We start from the raw sequence: 19,423 nt of genomic DNA, 5'->3' as shown, positions 1-19,423 counted from the left end.
GGAATAAGCCTATTATTATCTTCGTTCCTTAACTTTTCCTTAAAGATAATGAATTGAATTGACACTCCTTTTGGTTTGTTTTATAGTTAAACAGGTGAATAGTTAAATAGTTGAACTAGTTTCAGGAGGTGGAAAATATTGTGACTAACAAGATTATTCAAGAATTAATCGACCGATACGTGACTGTTTCTTTTCAAGTTCATAAAAAGGCGGAGTCATTAATCAAAGGGAAAATTGGCGATGATTTAACCAATGACCAGCACTACATATTAAGGTACATTTCTCAGTCAGATGAATGCACTTCCTCTGAATTGGCTGATGCTTTTGAAGTGAATAAAAGTGCCATCACGGCGATTATCAACCGAATGGTCGATAAAGGCCTCATTCAAAGAACTCGTGATGAAAATGACAGAAGAGTAGTATATTTAACGTTAACGGATGAAGGCAATATTCTTTATCAGAACTGCCAAGAAAAAATTCAATTTCTCGTTGAATCCATTATTACTCAATTTGAAGAGTCAGAAATTAAGAATTTTATCAACACGTATGAAAAACTAGCCCAAATATTAGACCACAAGAAGAAAGAAGAACTGGGGGAGTAAACAAGTGAGAGCAATAATTAACGGAAAATGGTTCATTCTCGTTGCCTGGATTGCTGTTATCACTGCTCTTTTTATGGTCGCTCCAAATATGGAAGCGCTTGTCCGCGAGAAAGGACAAATTAAAGTACCTTCGGGTTATTCATCGACCCTTGCTGAAAAAATTCTCAAAGATGTCCAGTCGAGTGAAAACAAAGGCAGTCATCTGCAAACAGCTCTCGTCTTCCATAGTAATAAAAAATTAACAAAGGATGATTTTTCGACAGCAGAAAAAGCGGTTAAACAGCTCGAAAACAATAAGAATGAACTTGGAATTACTGAAATCCTCACACATTTCAATCAAGAACAGCTTAAGGATCAGCTTGTCTCAAAAGATGGAAAAACCATTCTTGTTTCGCTAAAAGTGACCGCAAATGGCCGGGAAGCAAAAGATATTTCAAAAGATTTATATAAAGCGCTTGATCAGACCAAGCTTACTCATTTCTATACAGGGAGCTGGGTCATAAACGAGGATCTTGTTACAAACTCACAAGAAGGCTTGAAAAAAACAGAAGGAATCACCGTTGGTTTCATTTTGATAGTTCTCCTGCTTGTGTTTAGATCTGCAGTTGCACCGATTATTCCGTTAGTAACCGTAGGCTTCAGCTATCTTACGGCGCAATCAATCGTCTCAATATTAGTGGATAAGTTTAACTTCCCATTGTCAACCTTTACCCAGATTTTCTTAGTCGCCGTTTTGTTTGGGATTGGTACTGACTATTGCATCCTGCTCCTCAGCCGCTTTAAAGAAGAACTGGCAAAGGGTGAGCATGCGAATGAAGCGATTATTACCACTTATCGGACAGCTGGAAAAACTGTTTTATTCAGTGGTATTGCGGTTTTAATTGGCTTTGCATCGATCGGTTTTTCAACCTTTCAGCTTTACAAATCGGCAGCTGCGGTAGCTGTTGGGGTGGCCATTCTCTTAATCGCGCTTTTTACTGTCGTGCCCTTTTTCATGGCCGTGCTTGGAAAAAAACTATTTTGGCCTTCTAAAGGCAAGCTTGAGCATGGTGATAGCACATTCTGGGGCTTTGCCGGCAAATTTGCCCTAGCGCGTCCGTTGATTGCCTTTATCCTTGTCGCCATCATTTCGGTGCCGTTCTTATTCACCTATAAGGGGCAATTATCATTTAACTCACTTGAGGAAATCAGTGATGATTATCCTTCGATAAAAGGTTTCAATATCATCGCTGACTCATTCGGCCCTGGTGAATCGATGCCAACACAAATTGTCATTAAAAACGATGACAAGATGAGCACATCGGATTATATCTCGATAACGGAAAAAATCAGCCAGGAGCTGAATAAAGTAAATGATGTGAAAACCGTCCGTTCCGTAACGCGGCCAACAGGCTCACCAATTGATGATTTTTATCTATCAAAACAAGTAGCAAGCCTTGGGGATGGACTTGGTCAAGGAAATGACGGCATCAAGAAAATAAGTGACGGTCTTGCCGAAGCAAGCAGCCAGATGGCAGCGAATCAGCCGAAAATGCAAGAGGCAACAAATGGGCTTCACACTTTGATTAATGGGACCAATGACCTTAAAACCGGGGTCGGTGCCATTGAAGAAAATCTGTCTAAAATTCAAAATGGTTTAAAAAATGGTTCAACTAATGTTGCCCAGGCACGTGCCGGATTAGTTGATATTAAGGCTGGGGCTGAAAAAGCCCGTGATGGCAGCAAACAACTACTTGAGGGCTATAAATCCGCCAGCATAGGCATCGGAACACTAAAAGGTTATTATGATGAACTTTTAGGGAAAATAGATTTACTAAACGAAAGTCTAGTAGAGATGGATTCATATTTCATTGGTCTTGAAAAAGAATATCCTACGATTGATCAAAGTGAAAACTATAAAAATATAAAAAAGGTGATAAAAGGTGTTCCAGGTAATCCGTATGCTCCAGGTGCACAAGCGGCAACTCAACAATTAGCTGGCGGCTTGAAGCAAATAAATGAACAACTGACAGGAGCCCAAAACGGACTCAATATGGCGAATGGTCAATTTGAAAAATTAATTGCCGGTCAAGAACAGCTGGTAGATGGATTGGACCTGTTTATTACAAAAATCGGTGCTCTTGAAAAAGGGCTTTCCGATGCGGCTGACGGACAAGGAAAAATTATTGACCAAGGCCTCTCACCTGTTTCAAGTGGTTTGGATGGCCTGAAAAAAGGACAGCAGCAATTCTTAACTGGTTTTCAGGAAATAAACGGTCAAATCACTAAGCTATCAGATGGTTTAACCCAAAGTGCGGATGGCTTGAATCAAGTTTCAAACGGGCTCAACTCCGCTGAGGATTATTTGGCGGATGTAGCCAAGCAGAAGCAGAATGGTTTTTACATTCCACAGGACGTACTCGATAGTAAGGACTTTGAGCAAGCACTCAATGCTTATATGTCAGCGGATCGCAAGGTGATGACGATTGATGTTGTCTTTAATAAAAATCCTTATTCCAATGCAGCGATTAATCGAATCCCAGAAATTAAGCAGGCGGTCAAACGGGCTGTTAAGGATACCAAGCTGGAAAATGCCAAAGTGGCCGTTGGCGGTGTATCAAGTATGCACTATGACCTTGATACCATTTCCAAGGCAGATTATTCCCGGACAGTGGTATTAATGCTTATCGGGATTAGTATCATCCTAATCATTTTACTGCGTTCTATCATTATGCCGCTATACTTAATTGGTTCCTTAATCCTAACCTACTTTACTTCCATGGCGATATCGGAAGCGATTTTTGTTCATTTGCTAGGTTATTCAGGAATTAGCTGGGCAGTCCCATTCTTTGCTTTTGTTATTTTAGTAGCGCTTGGAATTGACTACAGTATTTTCTTAATGGACCGGTTCAACGAATACCGGGATTTGCCGGTGGAACAGGCCATCCTGCATGCAATGAAAAAGATGGGTACAGTTATTATTTCAGCTGCAGTCATTTTAGGCGGTACTTTTGCAGCGATGATGCCATCCGGTGTTTTATCATTGCTTGAAATTGCAACGATTCTCTTAATCGGTCTTGCCTTATATTCTCTCGTTGTGCTCCCATTGTTTGTACCAGTCATGGTGAAAACCTTTGGCGCAGCCAACTGGTGGCCTTTTAACAATAATAATGTAAATAACTTGAAATAATATTCGTGCACGCTGGTCATAAAGGTCAGCGTGCGTTTTATATAGGGGAAGTTCCCATCGATTATGTCCTATTAATAATAGAGCGACAACAGTCGATGAAGCAATATTTTAAAAATAGAAAAAATTCCTTTTATTCGCATAATATTCTGTTATATAATAATAATGATTAAGGACAAAGGGGGAATTTTATGGAGAATTTTGTTAACTGGCTCAATGATATCATTTGGAGTCCCGCACTTATTTACTTATGTTTAGGGACAGGATTGTTTTACACTATTGCAACTAGATTTCTTCAAGTGAGACATATGAAAGACATTATTCCTTTAATATTTAAAGGAGGAAAATCAGAAGCAGGTATTTCCTCATTTCAAGCATTAAGCCTTGCACTATCAGGTCGGGTTGGAACCGGTAATATTGCTGGTGTAGCTACTGCAATTGCCTTTGGAGGTCCTGGTGCAGTTTTCTGGATGTGGGCAATTGCGTTCTTAGGGGCAGGTTCAGCCTTTGTTGAAGCAGCCTTAGGTCAGGTTTATAAAGTAAAACAAAACGGTCAGTTCCGTGGTGGCCCTGCCTATTACATTGAAAAGGGATTAAAATTGAAGTGGTATGCAGTGTTGTTTGCGATTGTAACCGTCATTGCAACAGGGGTGCTTTTACCAGGTGTTCAAGCCAATAGTATTGCGTCAGCAATTGAAAACGCTTTCTCTATTAAACCCTGGATAACAGGGCTTGTAATCATTGTTTGTTTAGCCATCATTATTTTTGGTGGAGTTAAACGGATAGCTCGAGTTGCTGAATTTGTCGTACCTTTCATGGCTTTAGGATACATCATTGTGGCACTTATCATTACGTTTATAAATATTTCAGCATTACCAGGCGTAATTAAATTAATCTTCTCGAGTGCATTTGGAGCTGATGCAGCATTTGGAGGAATATTAGGGGCCGCGATTTCTTGGGGAGTTAAACGCGGAATCTATTCAAATGAAGCTGGCCAAGGTACGGCACCTCATGCTGCCGCTGCTGCTGAAGTATCACATCCCGCAAAACAAGGAATTGTTCAAGCATTTTCAGTCTATATCGATACATTATTTGTCTGCTCTGCAACCGCATTTATGATTTTGATTACCGGAATGTACAATGTTAAACCTGATGAAAATACAGTGCTTGTCAATACTCTTGGCGATGTTGAACCGGGGCCAATATTCACGCAAAGAGCAGTTGAATCTGTCTTCCCAAGCTTCGGTGCTCCATTCGTTGCGATTGCCTTATTATTCTTTGCCTTTACAACGATCATGGCCTATTATTATATGGCAGAAACAAATCTAGCCTATATTAATCAAAAAACAAGACGCGTATGGACAGAATTTGTTTTAAAAATTGCCTTTTTAGGAATGACGTTCTACGGAACGGTGAAAACCGCAAAACTTGCTTGGGCCATGGGAGATATTGGTGTTGGAAGTATGGCTTGGCTAAATATCATTGCGATCCTGCTTTTAACTAAACCTGCCTTGAAAGTTCTAAAAGATTATGAGGCACAGAAGAAAGATGGAAAAGATCCAGTTTTCGATCCGGTTAAAATCGGTCTAAAAGATGCAGATTTCTGGGAGAAAGAATATACTTATATTGAAGAAGAAAAGACTGGTTGATCATAATAATTATAATAGACTGACTGTATTGATACAGTCAGTCCATTATTTTTAATAGGAATAAAACGCTCTTATACTACTATTCTTCAACTAAATGATCATATAAATGCTTACCAATTTTACTAATTAGATGCTTAGCTGCAAAGTGGTTATCCAATTGATCTGTTAATACTACAGCATACGCAGTTTTCCCGCCGTACTTGAGGATCGCACAATCATGCTCGACATTCGGCAGCCCGCCTGTTTTACTTGCCGCAAAAACCAGATCAAGGTCCATCATTGCCGTAAGCTTATCATGGAACTGTTGGTAATGCATAATTTCTACTGCAAGCTTGCGGCTTTCTTCTGATAAAAAATCCCCTTCATTAATTACCTTCAAGCATTTGATCATATCCGATGGACTTGTAAAATTATTATAGCCTTGCTCAATGGCTTCAAAATCCATCATTTTTCGGCTGAGTTTAGTATGCTCCATCGATAATTTTTCAATAGTGCTGTTAATAGAGTCCATTCCTAATAAATCTATTAATAAATTAGTCGTCGTGTTATCAGAAACGGTAATCATTAAGGTCATTAGGTCTTTTATCGTCATTGATACTTTTGCCGATAATGCCTGCAGGACACCTGATCCGCCAACCCTTTTATCAATGGTCGTTAACTCATTCAGGTTTATTTTTCCCGTTTCAGCCTGCCGGAGTCCCTCAATTAATATCGGAACCTTTATCACACTTGCGGATGGAAAGACTTCCATACTGTTTAAAGAAATACGTTTATTCGCAATTTCAACCGCAATCCCAATTCTCCCTTGAAAGCAGGTAATTTCTCCCTTTAATTTCTCCTCTAAGGTCAACATCGTTTATCTCGTCGCGGCAACTTGCGAATAATCCTGGCCGCCGGTCCTGTTTTTATCATATAAATGACAAGCGACAAAATGGTTGGCATCCATTTCTTGCCACTTCGGTTTTTCGGCACTGCAAATGTCCATTGCCATTGGACAGCGCGTCCTAAAAACGCAGCCGCTTGGCGGGTTGATTGGACTTGGCAGTTCCCCTTTCAAAATAATCCGCTCTCTTCTGTCCTCTATGTCAGGATCAGGGATCGGAATTGCTGACAGCAGGGCCTGTGTGTACGGATGTAGAGGTTTCTTATATAATTCGTTGCTAGTTGTCAATTCAACTAATTGCCCTAAATACATGACGCCGATCCGGTCACTGATTTGTTTTACCATGGAAAGGTCATGAGCGATAAATAGGTAGGTTAGCCCCTTTTCCATTTGAAGCCGCTTCAACAAGTTTACCACTTGGGCTTGGATGGACACATCTAAAGCGGAAATCGGTTCATCAGCAATAATAAATTCCGGGTCCAGAGCCAGTGCGCGGGCAATGCCAATCCTTTGGCGCTGACCGCCGCTGAACTCATGGGGATAGCGGTTGGCATGGTCTTTATTTAAGCCAACATCCTCTAATAATTGATAGACCCGCTTTAATCGGTCCTTTTTATTAGGATACAGGCCATGGACTTCCATCGGCTCCGAAATAATTTCACTTACGGTTGATCGCGGGTTTAATGATGCATATGGGTCTTGAAAAATCATTTGAATTTGCCGGTGAAAGGCAAACCGTTCCCGCGATTTTAAGTTGTGAATGTTTTTCCCGTTAAAGAGCACTTCCCCGTCTGTCCGGTCATATAGGCCGATGATTGTCCTGCCGGCCGTAGATTTACCACAGCCCGATTCACCAACGATGCCAAAGGTTTCACCCTTATTAATATGAAATGTTACCCCGTCAACCGCTTTCAGGATTTCGCCATGCCCTAAATCGAAATACTTTTTCAAGTTATTTACCTGTAGTAATTTTTCCATAATTAGGCCTCCGTATCATTCCAGTAACGCCTTGCTGCACAAAGTTCCCGCTCGTAAATGGTTCCCGAAAGCGGAATAATTTCAACCGTTTTGCCGGTGTTCGGAGCGTGGAGCAGTTTCCCGTCACCGTAATAAATACCTACGTGATGGATACTCCCTTTCCCTTCTTCATAGGCAAAGAACAATAAATCCCCAGGTTTAATATCTGTTGTGGCAACTGGTTTTCCTGCACTTGCTTGATCATGAGCATCACGGGGAATGACATAGCCATTTGCCTTACACATGGAATAGCTGAAACCAGAGCAATCATAGCCATAACTGCTCATCCCTCCCCAAAGGTAGGGCAGGCCAAGGAATTGTTCTCCAGCGGAAACAATATCGCTTCCCATCCCTTTGTAACGTGCTGCTAAGGATTCGAAGACAACAATATTTTCCCAGCCTAATGCACCAATACCATCGGGAGTTTTGACTATTACCTGCGAATCCTCTTCCTTCAAAAGCGGCAGCGTAGTTTGAAACGATAATTCCAAATTACCGCCCTCCTTCGAAAGGATGGCCTTCGGTCTCGTTACCACTGCCACAGATCCATTTTCTAGATTCCAGTCCTCATGACGCTTCATTAATTGACATTTCGGTACCCAGCCAGGATAGCCGTTCTCATTTTTGGAAGAAGGCTGATCTGGAATAAGGATATGTGCCCACTCCTCTTTTTCCTCTACGAGCAAAACCTCTTGACCGAATAAAAGCTGCGTTTGAACGAGGTTGTCTTCGCATAATCCTAACCGTGTTTCGTATGTTAAGCCGGATAACCATGATTTTATATCAATTGGATTTGTGACCGCATCCCAATCAATTTCCCGGGCCGAATCAAAAGATGTCCAAATAGTTGCAACTGGAACATTAACAAGCCATTTATCCAACAGAAACTCCCCCTTCAAAAATAACCCCTTTAATCCCTAGACCTGGCTCGCTTGGCATTGTGATCAAGCGGCCATTATATTGGATTCCCCCATCAACAATTTCCTTCGCCAGCATCAGCGGGGCATCAAAATCATAGCGGGTTATATTTTGCTTACTTGCGGCAAAATGAGCGGCAGCAGAAATCCCAAGACGGGTTTCAATCATACTGCCGACCATGCACTCGACACCGCATGTTTCGGCAAGCTGATTAATAATCTGCGCCTGATAAATCCCTCCCGCTTTCATCAGCTTGATATTTATTAAATCGGCACTTCTTGTTTTCAATACTTGAAAGGCCTGTTTTGGTGTAAACACACTTTCATCCGCCATGATCAGCGTATCGACATGGTCCGTTACTTGTTTTAGACCTTCGATATCATCCGCTTTAACAGGCTGTTCGACCAATTCAATCATCAAGCCGCTGTCCTCCATTTTGCGGATGGCTCGGATGGCATCCTTTGCAGTCCATCCTTGATTCGCATCGAGGCGGATTTTGATTTCGTTCCCAACCCGGTTCCTCACTTCGCGGATACGGTCGAAATCGGTGTCAATATCATCCTTGCCTACCTTCACTTTTAGCACATTGAATCCTTGTTGGATATAGGAAACAGCGTCGTCGCCCATTTCTTCAGGTCCATTGACACTAACGGTGAAATCAGTCTCCAATTCCTGCTTATGCCCGCCAAGGAATTGATAAAGCGGCAGCTTGCAATATTGGGCTAAGCAGTCATAAAGAGCCATATCGACGGCTGCCTTTGCACTCGAATTTCCGACCAAAATTGTCTTCAGTCCCTGAAATAGCAATTCATAGTTTAACAGACTTTTCTTTTCTAAAAACGGTTTGATGACATGGTTGATGGCCGAATCGATGCTTAACAGACTGTCTCCGGTAATCACAACGGTAGGAGGTGCTTCTCCCCAGCCGACAATGCCATTATCACAGGTTATTTTTACAAAAATAGCTTCTGCCGTTGTAACGGTTCTTAGTGCTGTTTTGAATGGTTTAATAAGTGGAACCGCGACCCTAAACGTTTCAATTCGTTCAATCCTCATTATATTTATCACTCCTTTACAAAATGCCGCTTTCGACAATCAGCGTTTTTTCCATCGTATTCATCGTCGCATTCACGCCTAGTGGTATAGAAATATGCGGATTACAGTGACCGATTTGGAATCCCTTTAAAGCAGGCTTGTTTGCACGCTCGAGATAATGATTGATTACCTCATCAAGTGTTAATGATAGCTCCCTTTTTGATGTACAATCACAAAAGTCTCCTACCAAAAACCCGCTTGCTTCATCAAGCTTACCCGCCATATAAAGCTGATTAAGCATCCGGTCTACTGAACGCGGCTCTTCATTGATATCTTCGATAAACAATAGTTTTCCTTTTGTATCTATTTCAAATTTCGTACCGAGTGTACTTACTAACAGTGACAGGTTGCCGCCTATGAGCGGACCGCTCGCTGTACCAGCAACTACTACCTCTAATGGAGAGAGCTGCTCTGTATAAGACAACGCTTCTGAATCAAACAATTGCAAAAATCCATCCCGGGATAGTGCATGTGTATCTTCCTTCCCGATATCAGATCCCAGCATCGGGCCATGGAAGGTAACGAGCCCTGTTTCTTGTCGAAAAGCAGTATGTAAAAAAGTAATATCACTATATCCCCAAAAGATTTTTGGATTTTTTCTAACGATTTCGTAGTCAATCATATCGGCCATTCTTGCAGTTCCATATCCCCCGCAGGCACAAATGATTGCCTTTACCTCTTTATCTAAAAACATCTCATGAAGATCATCAAGTCTTTCTTGATCTGTACCAGCTAAATAGCCGTAAGTTTCATTAACACTTCTTCCCTTTTTGACCTTTAACCCTAGCCCTTGCAAATACTCAATGCCTCTTTCGAGATTTTCAAGGTTTGGCGGGCTTGCTGGTGCAATGACTCCAACAGTATCACCCTTTTGCAGTCGATTTGGCTTTACAACCTTCATCACAATAACCCCCTTCCAGGTTTTAAGAAAAGGGATGTTCAAGCGAACATCCCTTTTCCCAGTTTTATTTTTTATCTGCGCCTTTTAACTCTAAGTAACCAACTGGATGTCGGACGATGCCTGTTACGTTTTTATTTTGTAAATACACTTGGTTGTAGAAGTGAATTGGAACAATTGGAGCCGCGTCGAGTAAAATTTTCTCCGCTTTATACATCATCTCATATCGTTTCTTTTCATCCTTTTCAAGCTTTGCATCTTTAATCAATTGATCAAATTCTTTATTGCTCCAGCCTGTGCGGTTCATCGGCGAGCCAGTAATAAAGTTTTCGATGAAGTTGATTGGATCCGCATAGTCTGCAAGGAACGAGCTGCGTGAGAACTGGAATTTTAACGCTTTTTGATCGGTTGCAAACACACTGCTTTCCATATTGGCAAGCTTCACGTCCACACCTAAATTTTCTTTAAACATTTGCTGCAGAGCCTCAGCAATTTTCTTGTGCTGATCACTAGTGCTATAGGTTAAAGTTACTTCTGGAAGCTTGGTGTACTTTTCCTCTTCCATCCCTTTTTTCAACAGGTCTTTCGCTTTTGCTACATCGGTTTTGATCAGGTCGCCGCTCTTTTCACGGAAGTCATTGCCATCAGGATCTTTAAATCCATAGGAAACAAAACCGTAGGCAGGCTTTTCTTGGTTTTTCGTAACGAGTTCAACCATTTGCTTCTGGTCAACTGCCAAGGCAAATGCCTTACGGATATTTTCATTTTGGAACGGTGCCTTCGTAACGTTAAAACGATAGAAATATTCACCTGCTTGGTCTTCTACCTTTACATCCCCTTCTTTAAACAGCTTCTCAGCTAGCTCTGGCGGGACATCGGAAGTATCTAGCTCACCTGTAGTAAACATCTGATATTCCGTATTTTTATCGTCAACCATTGCCCAATGAACTTTATCCAATTTCACATTTTTTACATCCCAATAGTTGTCATTTTTAACCATTGTGAGATCACTGTCATGGTTCCATTCCGCTAATTTAAATGGACCATTTGCCACGAATGTGTTAGCTTCGGCAAACCATTTTGGATTTTCTTTGGCTACTTTCTCATTAATTGGGAAGAAACAAGGATTAGAAATAACACTTAAGAAATAAGCCTGTGGGCTGATGAGTGTTACTTCGAAGGTCTTTTTATCAACTGCTTTGACTTTCACATTATCGGCACTTCCCTCACCATTGTTATAAGCCTCGCCGCCCTCAATAAAATAGGCTAAAAAGGCTGCCGGTGAACTTGTATTCGGATCTAATAAACGCTTCCAGGCAAAGACAAAATCGTCGGCCGTTACATCATCGCCATTGGACCATTTTGCATTGTCGCGAATATGGAATGTATAGGTTTTCCCATCAGCGGAGACATCCCATTTTTCAGCTGTTGCCTCTTTTGGCTGATGTGTTTCATCTAAACGAGTAAGACCTTCCATAAGGTTGTTTAACGAATTCCACGAAACAGCATCAAAGCCAATTGGCGGGTCAAACGATGTTGGCTCTTGCCCATTATTTAAGTTGAGAACCTTTTCTACCTTTTCTGTCTTTTCGCCTGACTTTCCTTTTCCATCGTCCTTCTTTTCGCTTCCAGCATCTTTGTTTGCTGTACAAGCGGCTAAAGCAAATAACATCATTAAAGCGACTAACAGAACAGTAAACTTTTTCATCGTATTCCCCCTCGTTCAATTTATTATGTTATTTAAAGCTTGAAACCAATTTCTTTGCCCGTTCGTCCTGCAGCCAACAATCTACCTGGTGCTGCTGGCTTATATGCGTTTCAATCGGATAAACCCTCTCACAAACCTCCATTGCATAAGGACAGCGTGCCGCAAATGCACATCCTACAGGAGGTGAAAATAAATCAGGTGGTGTCCCTGGGATGGGAACAAGCTCTGCCTTTTCCGCATCTAAGCGCGGAACTGACTGAAGCAGCCCCTTTGTATATGGATGTTGCGGTTGATAAAAAATCTCCCGCCTTGTTCCTAATTCAACAATTCTGCCCGCATACATGACAGCAATCCTGTCAGCCACTTGCGCGACCACGCCCAAATCATGAGTGATTAAGATAATCGAAACCCCTGTCTTCTTTTGAATATCACGAAACAGCTCTAAAATTTGCGCTTGAATCGTGACATCAAGAGCAGTTGTCGGTTCATCGGCAATTAATACATCTGGCCGGCACACTAGCGCCATCGCAATCACAATCCGCTGGCGCATTCCGCCGCTAAACTGATGGGGATACTGCTTTAGCCGTAATTCCGGGTTCGGAATACCAACAAGCGTCAGCATTTCAACCGCTACTCTTTTCGCCTGAGCCCTCGATAGTTTCTCATGCTGGATAATTCCTTCCATAATTTGCTCGCCAATGGTAATCGTCGGATTGAGTGCCGTCATTGGGTCCTGGAAGATCATCGAAATGTTGGCGCCGCGAATTTTCTGCAGCTCCGGTTCTTTCAATTTGATTAAATCGATATTTTTAAAAATAATTTCCCCGCCGCTAATTTTACCCGGCGGTTCTGGAATAAGTCTCATAATGCTTTGTGAGGTGACACTTTTTCCACAGCCGGATTCCCCGACAATTGCTAATGTTTCCCCTTTATGGAGGTCAAAACTGACTCCACGAACAGCTTTCACTTCACCGCCGTAAGTTGAAAAGGAAACGTGAAGGTCATTTACTTGAAGAACTTTTTCCATGCTGTTACCTCCTTAGCTTAGGATCTAAGGCGTCCTGAAGCCCATCACCCAACACATTAAATGCAAACATTGTTAATGATATAAACATCGTTGGGAAGAACAATCGCCACCAATATCCTGATAGAATCGTAGACAAGCCATCATTTGCCATTACACCCCAGCTGGCATGCGGAGCTTGAATACCAAGTCCAATGAAGCTCAAAAACGCTTCAGCAAAAATAGCAGATGGAATCGTCAGCGTCATTTGGACAATAATTGGTCCCATCGTGTTTGGCAGCAGATTTTTCCGAATGATCCGTGCTGTTTTCGTCCCAAATGTTTTCGATGCGAGCACAAATTCATAGTTTTTAATTTGCAGGACCTGTCCGCGGACAATCCGCGCCATCCCGACCCATCCCGTAATCGAGAGTGCTAGAATAATAGTCGTTAGCCCTGGGCCAATGACAACCATAACGAGAATGACGACAAGTAAATAGGGCAGTCCATATAATATCTCAATAATCCTCATCATTAGGTTATCAGTCCGGCCGCCTTTATAGCCGGAAAGTCCGCCATATACCACACCAATAATAAAATCAATCAGCGCAGCCATTAAGCCGACAAATAAAGAGATACGGGCTCCATAACAGGTGCGGATAAATACATCGCGACCGAGATCATCTGTTCCAAACCAATACTTGCTTGATGGCGGTAAATTTTGCTCTGCTAGTTTTTGTGTCTCAACCGAATGAGTTGAAAAGATCGGACCGAAAATAGCCAATAACGCCAAAAGGATTAAGAAGATGAGACCTGCCATTGCCAATTTGTTTTTTAAAAGCCTGTGCCACGAATCCTGCCAGTACGAAAGACTAGGCCTGACGACAGCTTCAGCTTCTTCTTTGTTTCGAACCTTTGGAACGAACCATTCATTTGGGACATCTGGCGAAATATTTTGTGCTTCCTGTTTACGCAGTTCCATTATTTCGCCTCCTTTTTATGGAGCTTAATCCGAGGGTCTAATACTCCGTATGCAATATCAACTAATAAAAGCATAAAGATCAAAATCGCACTATAAAAGACGGTTGTTCCCATGATGACTGGATAATCACGATTATTAATGCTATCCACAAAATATTTTCCCATCCCAGGGATAGCAAATATTTTTTCAATTACAAATGTCCCGGTTAAGATACTTGCAGCTAATGAACCAAGTACCGTTACGACCGGTAAAAGAGCATTTCGAAGCGCATGCTTAAAGACAATTTTGACCGGTGATAGTCCTTTCGCTTTTGCCGTCTTTATGTAGTCTTGGGTTAAAACCTCAAGCATACTTGTTCGCGTTAAGCGGGCAATAATTGCCATTGGTCCTGTCGCCAATGCCAAGATCGGCAATACCATATGTTTGGGGCTGGACCAGGTTGCTACTGGGAAGATCGGCAGATTAACAGCCAACTGTTGAATTAACACGGTTGCCATAACAAAGTTCGGAATCGAAATCCCGAGGACGGCAATACTCATCGCCAGATAATCAATGATTCCGTTATGTCTTAGTGCGGCGACCACACCTAGAATAAGCCCCGAAATAAGCGCAACAATCAGCGTATACATCCCTAGTTCAAACGAAACCGGAAATCCTCTTCCCAGCATGTCATTAACTGTCTGGGATGATTTTTTAATCGAAGGTCCGAGATCCAACTTGACCAATGCCTTTAAATAATTTCCGTATTGAACGATTAATGGTTTATCGAGCTGATAATAGGATTCAAGATTTTTTTGGATCGCCTCATTTGTCGTCCTCTCCTCATTAAAAGGTGAGCCCGGTACCGAATGCATTAAGAAAAATGTCCCGGTAATGATGAGCCATAAGGTGATGATCATGGCAATTATTCGTTTAAAAAAGTAAGCTTTCATGCGTGACCACTTCCTAACAGAATGTTGTTCTCATCGCTAATTCAGTCATTACGAGCATGGCCTGGTACGCTTCCAAAATGTTTTTTGCTTGAAAACGGACCGTTGTTGTTCCAGGGATCATCTCTGTTCCCGGCATTAAATTTGCCCACTCCGCTTGTCCGTAATTGGCAAACTCTATTCCTAATAATGGACGGTCTGGAGGAGTAAGCGGTTTCACTTTTCCGTTATTTTTTATCGCAAGGGCCGTTTTTTCGCGGAGGAGCTGTCCGGCTTTTACTGGAGTTAATGATTTTGCCGCAGACCGCGAGATGGTTTCTTTCACAATCGCCGTCGTAATATTTGGAATGAGCTGTTCCGCCTCGCTTGCCGCCCGATCATCCCCGGCGACCATAAACACAGGGACATCATAATAACCCGCGACAAAAGCATTAAATCCTAACTCACCAACGGCAACATCATTTATGTACATATTGCGGACACCATAAATCATCGAATGGGACATAACCCCCGGTAAGGATGCACGGGCATGGTAACCAACAAACATAGCACCCGCATAAGATCCATCTAACCCTTGAACCATTGAAAATGGTTTTACATCACCAGTGATTAGCTGTGTATCCGCGTGAAGCCTTTCAATTAACAGGTTGTTCATTTTCGAGTGGCTATCATTCACAACGACTTCCTCACAGCCTTCATCAAAAGCGGCAGTGATTACATGATTAGCCTCATCTGTCATGATGATCCTGCTTCGTTCATAATTAAGTTTATTGGAATCAACGTGGGTATGATCAACCAGACCCGTTATTCCTTCCATGTCAACAGAAATATATAGTTTCATAGACAATTTCCTTTCTCCTATTTATTTCAATTTATCTTACTATTATAAAATAACATTTCGTTTTATTCAAACTATTTCTAAAATTCTATGTTAAGCGGGATAATGGTCCTACGTTTTATTTTTAGGTAATTTTTTGAAACTTCTCGCCTTCATTCCCGTATATTTATAGTATGAAATTGGACTCTCCGAATGTCATTCGGTAAGAAGTTTTTCTCTTTTTCAAAAATTAGAATTATAATGTACATATGAACAATATTCGATAAGGAGTGGAAATTTGTGGGTGTTTCGCTTAGCAAGGGGCAAAAAGTTGATTTAACAAAATCTCACCCTGGCCTGAAAAATGTTGGTGTCGGGCTGGGCTGGAATGTTAGTCATTTAGGTTCTAATTTTGATTTGGACGCTTCGGCCTTTTTATTAGGCCAAACTGGAATGGTACAAAGCGACCAGGATTTTGTCTTCTATAATAATCCTTCAGGTGGAAATGGCTCGATTATTTATAGCGGCGACAATCGGATTGGTTCGGGCGTCCGGGATGATGAACAGATTAGAATTGATTTAGACAAAGTCCCAGCTCACATCCATCGGATTGCCTTTACCATTACGATTCACGATGCACAGGTGAAACGGCAAAATTTCGGACAAGTCGCTGATTCCTACGTGCGTATTTTTAACGATGTAACCAATGAAGAATTATTAAGATTTAACCTGGGAAGAGATTTTACAGTTGAAACAGCAATTGTTGCTGCGGAAGTTTACCGTCATAACGGAGAATGGAAATTTAATGCGATTGCCAGTGGCTTTCAAGGCGGGTTAGCCGCACTTTGCCGCAACTTTGGCGTTACAGTAGACGACCCGCCAGTGAACACACCGGCAGCGCCGCCATTCCAGCAGCCAAATTACCAGCAGAGTCAAAGGAATACTAATGCCTATCAACCAAGTAACCCGTACCAGCAACCTAATCATTCTTATCAGCAGCAGCAAAACAATCTTAACCCATATCAGCAAAATCAAAATAGCTATAATCCCTATCAGCAAAATCAAAACAACCAAAGCCCTTACCAGCAAAACCAGCCTGTTCAAAATTCATATCAGCAGCCGGCTTATGGGTATCCCGGGCAGTCGGCATATCCAACCACTACAGGCTCACGTAACACCTATAGCGGCGACGACATAATTTGCCCGCGCTGTCATTCCTCGAACGTAAGAACGGGGAAAAAAGGATTCGGCCTTGGCAAAGCGGCCATTGGCGGATTAATTCTCGGACCTGTCGGGCTGCTTGGCGGTTTTATCGGGCAAAACCAGCTTAAGTTTACCTGTAACAGCTGCGGAAGCACGTGGTCACCTTCGCAAACCGATTATGCGGAATGGGCAAACAATCAAAAACGGAAGGCACAAGATGTGTTCAATCGATACAAAAGCCAGGACGTTCTCGAGGCAGTCGTTGCGGGCTGTGCCCTAGTGGCAATGGCGGATGGTTACTTAGACGCTTCCGAACGGCAAAAAATGATGGAATTTGTACATCAAAGTGAGGAGTTACGCGTTTTTGATACCAATAAAGTCATTCAAAAGTTTAATCTGTTCGTCGCGAGGATTGAGAATGACCGGATGATGGGACGTGCCGAAGCATTTCGTGCCCTTGGAAAGATTAGAACAAAGCCAGAGATTGCCCGGCTGGTTGCCCGCTATTGCATTGCAATCGGCTATGCCGATGGAAACTTTGACAACAATGAAAAGCAAATGGTAGCAGACATTTGCCACGAACTTGGACTGAACCCTGGTGAGTTTCTATCATAAGAAAAAAGCCTTCACTCCGTTATTATAGGAGCGAGGCTTTTTTTACAATTTCCAAACTCGTTTGTTCTCTACTCGTTTCGTAAATCCTTTGGCATCCAATTTCTCTAAAAAGGGAATCATGTATTTTCGCGATAATCCAAGTACATCCTTCGCATCTCCAACTTCGAACTCTGTTCCTGTTTGGCTCCGGAGTTTATCGACAGCTCCGTTAAACACTTCCCCGTGATAAGCAAACTGATCATCTAACTGGACGAGTAGCTCTTGGTCTTCTAGGAATCTCTTTAGATCAAACTCTAAAGTCTCGGGAATGCCCGCTCCAGAAAAATAATCCTTTAAATAGCGAACCATTAATCCGTCACTCTTCAATTCCTCAAGCATGTTTTCGGTCCGCTTGGCCCAGCTTTTCGGTACATTAGGAACAAATCCTGCCAAGGACACAAATTGTTCTTTTCGCTTAAATATACCATTCGCGATTCCGTTTTCAACCACATAATCAAGCAGAGATTTTGGAAATCTTTTTTGCATCGTTTGCAATAGCTCAGCTTTATTGACACCCGGTTTCATGGAATGAGCAAGATGGTAGTCCTGTAAACGATCAAAGATATCCTCTTCCAAAGACTCGATTAGCAATTGAAGCGTACGTTCTTTACCATTGTATAAAACAAATTCAGCATCAGCTAAATGTTCCATTAAGGTTGCTTCATCCAATGCTGTCCGCTTAATCAATTCATTGAGCGGCAGGCTCTTTGCTTCGATTAAAGCTGCCGTGATTCGTTCTTTCGGTGTGCCTGCTTTTTTCTTTTCAAGTTCCTCTATTGTATCGTTTCCGAAGCGATATTTATTTCCTCGTGGGTCGATTACCCAGCCGCCGCCAATCGTCTCTTGCGGGCTTGGCCTCCGTAAAATAAAGCGGTCGCCGCGTTTCGTGAGAATTTCCTCCTCAAGCCGGAGCTGACAAAGAACCTCGCCGTTTTCTTCCTTAATTTCGTTGCGGTCAAAGAAAACAATCCTGCCCATCACCTCTGCTGTTCCGATATGGAGCTTGATCGGCATCCTTTGCTTCACTAAATGTTCAAGGTCCTCAACCATCCGTATGGCTACATCTAACGTTTTTGTAACAATAAAATGCTCAGATGAAACGAGGACAGCGCCGCGTTCCAAGTCTTCCTTAGAAACATTAGAAAGGTTGATCGCTGTCCGCTGGCCGGCATACGCTTTCTCCGCAGGTTTATGATGAACCTGAATCTGCCGCGCTCTTACCTCAAGACCTTTAGGCATGATTTTTAATGGCTGCCCTTCTTCAACGGAACCTTCATATACAGTTCCCCTGACAACCGTTCCCTGGCCTTTCACTGTAAACACTTGGTCGATTGGCAGCCGAAATGCCCCTTTAACATCCCGCATTTCTTGGTCTTTTAAAGTTTGAATAATTAATTCTTTTATTTCATTGATTCCTTTATTTGATAGACTATCGACAAGCACAAATGGAGCATCCTCAAAGACGGTTCCGGTTAGTTCTTCAAAAATATCATCTTTGACAAGCTCAATAAACTCCTCGTCAACCCTGTCAATTTTCGAAATCGCCACTAAACCATTTTTCACACCTAAGAATTTTAAAATATCAAGATGTTCCCTAGTCTGCGGCATCACACCTTCATCTGCGGCGACGACAAGCACAACGAGGTCAATTCCGGCCACTCCGGCAATCATTTGCCTGATAAAGCGTTCATGTCCTGGAACATCAATGACGGAAATTTGGATTTCATCATCTTCATATAATGGCGCAAATCCGAGTTCAATCGAGATTTGCCGCTCTTTTTCCTCTTTTAAACGGTCTGTATCAACATTTGTGAGTGCTTTTGTTAAAGAGGTTTTCCCATGGTCAATATGTCCCGCCATGCCAATCGTAAAATATCGTTTTTCCAAGATTGTCACCTT

General features: G+C 42.1%; 15 protein-coding genes. 4 read left to right on the top strand and 11 right to left on the bottom strand.

Annotated features, from left to right (window positions below; translation table 11 throughout):
* The first annotated feature begins 140 nt into the window (after positions 1-140).
* The 3 genes from AA980_RS03855 (at position 141) to AA980_RS03845 (ending at position 5,417) form a co-directional block, all read left to right on the top strand.
* Positions 141-602 (top strand): MarR family winged helix-turn-helix transcriptional regulator, encoded by a 462-nt coding sequence (locus AA980_RS03855; RefSeq protein WP_024030049.1) that lies wholly within the window; start codon positions 141-143, stop codon positions 600-602.
* Between the two features lie 4 nt (positions 603-606).
* The gene (locus AA980_RS03850; RefSeq protein WP_024030048.1) at positions 607-3,771 is read left to right on the top strand and encodes an MMPL family transporter; all 3,165 of its coding nucleotides are present in this window, start codon (positions 607-609) and stop codon (positions 3,769-3,771) included.
* Positions 3,772-3,959: 188 nt separating this feature from the next.
* Positions 3,960-5,417 (top strand): alanine/glycine:cation symporter family protein, encoded by a 1,458-nt coding sequence (locus tag AA980_RS03845; protein ID WP_024030047.1) that lies wholly within the window; start codon positions 3,960-3,962, stop codon positions 5,415-5,417.
* A 79-nt stretch (positions 5,418-5,496) separates the two neighbouring features.
* Here AA980_RS03845 and AA980_RS03840 read toward each other — a convergent pair whose 3' ends face one another.
* The 10 genes from AA980_RS03840 to AA980_RS03795 all read right to left on the bottom strand — a co-directional run bounded on the left by AA980_RS03840 (position 5,497) and on the right by AA980_RS03795 (position 15,691).
* Positions 5,497-6,270, bottom strand: a complete 774-nt coding sequence (locus tag AA980_RS03840) for a serine hydrolase (protein WP_024030046.1) — start codon at positions 6,268-6,270, stop codon at positions 5,497-5,499.
* A 3-nt stretch (positions 6,271-6,273) separates the two neighbouring features.
* The gene (locus AA980_RS03835; protein WP_024030045.1) at positions 6,274-7,278 is read right to left on the bottom strand and encodes an ABC transporter ATP-binding protein; all 1,005 of its coding nucleotides are present in this window, start codon (positions 7,276-7,278) and stop codon (positions 6,274-6,276) included.
* Between the two features lie 2 nt (positions 7,279-7,280).
* The gene (locus AA980_RS03830; protein ID WP_024030044.1) at positions 7,281-8,198 is read right to left on the bottom strand and encodes a C40 family peptidase; all 918 of its coding nucleotides are present in this window, start codon (positions 8,196-8,198) and stop codon (positions 7,281-7,283) included.
* Positions 8,191-9,291, bottom strand: a complete 1,101-nt coding sequence (locus tag AA980_RS03825) for a dipeptide epimerase (RefSeq protein WP_024030043.1) — start codon at positions 9,289-9,291, stop codon at positions 8,191-8,193. The genes AA980_RS03830 and AA980_RS03825 overlap by 8 nt, the downstream gene beginning before the upstream one ends.
* 16 nt (positions 9,292-9,307) lie before the next feature.
* Positions 9,308-10,231 carry a S66 peptidase family protein gene (locus AA980_RS03820; RefSeq protein WP_024030042.1) on the bottom strand — a complete coding sequence of 308 codons (924 nt, stop codon included), beginning with the start codon at positions 10,229-10,231 and terminating at the stop codon, positions 9,308-9,310.
* A 64-nt stretch (positions 10,232-10,295) separates the two neighbouring features.
* Positions 10,296-11,936: a peptide ABC transporter substrate-binding protein gene (locus AA980_RS03815; protein WP_024030041.1), complete on the bottom strand. Its 1,641-nt coding sequence runs from the start codon at positions 11,934-11,936 to the stop codon at positions 10,296-10,298.
* A 28-nt stretch (positions 11,937-11,964) separates the two neighbouring features.
* The gene (locus tag AA980_RS03810) at positions 11,965-12,963 is read right to left on the bottom strand and encodes an ABC transporter ATP-binding protein (protein WP_024030040.1); all 999 of its coding nucleotides are present in this window, start codon (positions 12,961-12,963) and stop codon (positions 11,965-11,967) included.
* A gap of 4 nt (positions 12,964-12,967) precedes the next feature.
* A complete protein-coding gene (locus tag AA980_RS03805; RefSeq protein ID WP_024030039.1) occupies positions 12,968-13,921 on the bottom strand; it encodes an ABC transporter permease in 954 nt (317 codons plus the stop codon).
* Positions 13,921-14,853 carry an ABC transporter permease gene (locus tag AA980_RS03800; protein ID WP_024030038.1) on the bottom strand — a complete coding sequence of 311 codons (933 nt, stop codon included), beginning with the start codon at positions 14,851-14,853 and terminating at the stop codon, positions 13,921-13,923. Before AA980_RS03800 ends, AA980_RS03805 begins: the two co-directional genes overlap by 1 nt.
* 13 nt (positions 14,854-14,866) lie before the next feature.
* Positions 14,867-15,691, bottom strand: a complete 825-nt coding sequence (locus AA980_RS03795) for a M55 family metallopeptidase (RefSeq protein ID WP_024030037.1) — start codon at positions 15,689-15,691, stop codon at positions 14,867-14,869.
* A 276-nt stretch (positions 15,692-15,967) separates the two neighbouring features.
* Here AA980_RS03795 and AA980_RS03790 point away from each other — a divergent pair, with 276 nt between their 5' ends.
* Complete coding sequence (locus AA980_RS03790) at positions 15,968-17,485, top strand: TerD family protein (protein WP_024030036.1); 1,518 nt, start codon at positions 15,968-15,970, stop codon at positions 17,483-17,485.
* Positions 17,486-17,527: 42 nt separating this feature from the next.
* On the opposite strand, the gene selB is transcribed toward AA980_RS03790, so the two are convergent.
* A complete protein-coding gene (selB, locus tag AA980_RS03785; protein WP_024030035.1) occupies positions 17,528-19,411 on the bottom strand; it encodes a selenocysteine-specific translation elongation factor in 1,884 nt (627 codons plus the stop codon).
* Between the last annotated feature and the right edge of the window lie 12 nt (positions 19,412-19,423).

This window comes from Neobacillus vireti, from assembly GCF_001026695.1.
Lineage (GTDB): Bacteria > Bacillota > Bacilli > Bacillales > Cytobacillaceae > Neobacillus > Neobacillus vireti.
The sequence above is the reverse complement of the archived record's forward strand: the minus strand, read 5'-3'. Positions and strand labels throughout refer to the sequence as shown.